This is a genomic window from Bacillus sp. V59.32b (assembly GCF_003429085.1).
GTDB lineage: Bacteria > Bacillota > Bacilli > Bacillales > DSM-1321 > Peribacillus.
Window position 1 is genome coordinate 1 of the sequence record NZ_QVTC01000117.1, and the last position, 2,247, is coordinate 2,247.

Here is a 2,247-nt window from a genome sequence, read left to right on the forward strand (position 1 = left end):
CCGTTTTTCCGCAGGACGTTGATTCATCATCCTTGAATAGACACCGCACGAGAAAATGCGTATGCATTTTCGATGAGTCTCGCAGATTCCCTTCCCAAAAACAACATTATCGTTTAACAGAGCCAATCAAAAAATTTGATATAAATATTTTTTATCTTAGTCTATAGGATTTTAATATTATCTCCGTCATCTCACTCACTGTATAATAAGGATATTCAGAATTTTTCAAAAAGGAGAATGACATGGAATCCATAATCAATGAGTTTAGAACTATACCGACAACTTGTATTTCTGATGCAATGCAGGGCCTTAACAATCTTGACCCTGCCATTAAACCTTTAAAAGAGGAATACAGATTTGCAGGGAGGGCCTTGACTGTAAAAACTGCGGTTGGCGATAATCTCGCCGTATTGAAGGCAATAAGAGAAGCTAAGCCAGGCGAAGTAGTCATCGTCGATGTAAAAGGGGACCGATATCGGGCGGTAGCAGGTGATTTTGTTGTGGGAATGGCCCAAACCATGGGGATTAGTGCATTAGTCGTTGACGGAGTAATAAGGGATATCGTTGCCATTAAAGAGTTGGATTTCCCTGTCTTCAGCAGAGGGACAACCGTGGCTTCCAGTGGAAAAGCAGGAACCGGTGAGATTAACGTCCCGATTTCTTGCGGAGGTACCTCCATCCAGCCAGGCGACATCATCGTCGGCGACGCGGACGGCGTTATCGCAATCCCGCAATCGATTGAACAAGAAGTATTGAAAAAGGCATTGGACAAGCTGGTGAAAGATGAAGAACGGGAAAGTAAGATTTCCGGAAATCCTGAAGAAATAAGAAAGTACATAGACGGGATGCTGGCGAAATAATTTTGGGAATACTACTTCTCTTCGGGAAAATCAAGTTCATAAATCCTGCCTTTTTTACTTCCGGAGTACTTGAATTTTTGCGCAACCAACATTTTGGTTGCAATGGAGATGGACGGAAGCCGGAGAAATTCTCTTAATTGCTTGTTGGTGATAGTGGGGCCTACAAGGAGAGCAAAGTCTTTTAGAGAAGGGACATGAGCACCTTTCATAGAAATTGAGCATTTAGTACAGTACCATCCACCCCTAATTCTTTTAATGGGGATCGCAGAACAATCCGGACACCGGACTCCAAGGCGCAGTTCTTTATAATCGATCTGAAATTGTTTTAAGATATCGGGATGGGCTGTGCTGTTTTATCAGACTCCGTGAAATTTTCTTTATTTGCTTAACAACCAAAATGTCTTTTTGGTAATCGCTCCGAAATGTTTCTAGTTTAGAAGGGATATTGGCGGCATGAATGACGTGTTGAATGTTTTTAATATGCTGGGGATCTGTCCTAATACGAGTGGAGGGGTTACTGATTACGCTTAGAGAGGGAATTGGTATGGTGGGGAATTTTTGGTTATCAAGCCACACTTTAAGCTGAATCTTATGTCGCTTACCTTGAGTACAGGATTAGGAAAGGCCTCTTCTTTATCATTTTTAGAGCGGATAAGTTGATGAAATGATTGATCAAAAAAAGCGTTCAGGAAATATTTTTTACTTCAAGTATGAGAAAAAAACGCGACGATATTAGTAAACTGTCCAGTTGAAAAAAACGTTCATTTTTATCGGAAAGCCTGAGGTCATGAAGTATGAAATATTCAGATTCTGAAAGATCGGATAAATAATGGTCTAAGGACTGTTCTCCATAATATCCCGCAAGGCTTTTAGCCAATTCTTCCGATATTTTCTGTCTTTTCGGATGATTTGATGGCAACCTTCTTAATAAAGCCTCTAGTTTTTGAATTTTAAGGGGCTTTTTTCTTTCTTTTATTATCATATGACTCCTCCTTTTCTATTGTTAGTGAGTAATTTCTTTACAGTGAACGTGAAATCCTTCATCCAATCGTCAAAAGATTAATGCGAAATTTTTTATTATCCAAACTGCGGGGTTTATTATCCAAACCCGGAATTTATCATCCAAACTGCAGACTTATTATCCCTATCCAAAAACGGACTTCCAACAAGTCCGTTTCTCATTCTCCTTGGCTTGATTTCGAAAATCCATTTTATTTTTAGGCTCTGTTAAATTCCATTGTTGATTTTCAAATGGTCATGGAAGCTACTCGCTTTCCGCGGACGAACTGGCAAGTCTCCTCACTCGTACCTCGCTGCGGGGTCTTGCCAGCCCGTTTTTCCGCAGGACGTTGATTCATCATCCTTGAATAGACACCGCACGAGAAAA

At 40.5% G+C, this 2,247-nt stretch carries 2 protein-coding genes; one reads left to right on the forward strand and one right to left on the reverse strand.

What is annotated here, in order from left to right; all coding sequences use genetic code 11:
• Positions 1–242 precede the first annotated feature (242 nt).
• A complete protein-coding gene (locus tag D0463_RS19060) occupies positions 243–860 on the forward strand; it encodes an RraA family protein (RefSeq protein WP_117308927.1) in 618 nt (205 codons plus the stop codon).
• A 685-nt stretch (positions 861–1,545) separates the two neighbouring features.
• Here D0463_RS19060 and D0463_RS19070 read toward each other — a convergent pair.
• On the reverse strand, positions 1,546–1,842 hold the full coding sequence (locus D0463_RS19070) for a nuclease-related domain-containing protein (RefSeq protein WP_117308929.1): 297 nt from the start codon (positions 1,840–1,842) through the stop codon (positions 1,546–1,548).
• Positions 1,843–2,247 lie beyond the last annotated feature (405 nt).

What these genes read in the sequence shown, in the direction of transcription:
- D0463_RS19060 (WP_117308927.1), top strand. Translation starts at nt 243, where the DNA reads ATGGAATCCATAATCAATGAGTTTAGAACTATACCGACAACTTGTATT.
- D0463_RS19070 (WP_117308929.1), bottom strand. Translation starts at nt 1,842, where the DNA reads ATGATAATAAAAGAAAGAAAAAAGCCCCTTAAAATTCAAAAACTAGAG.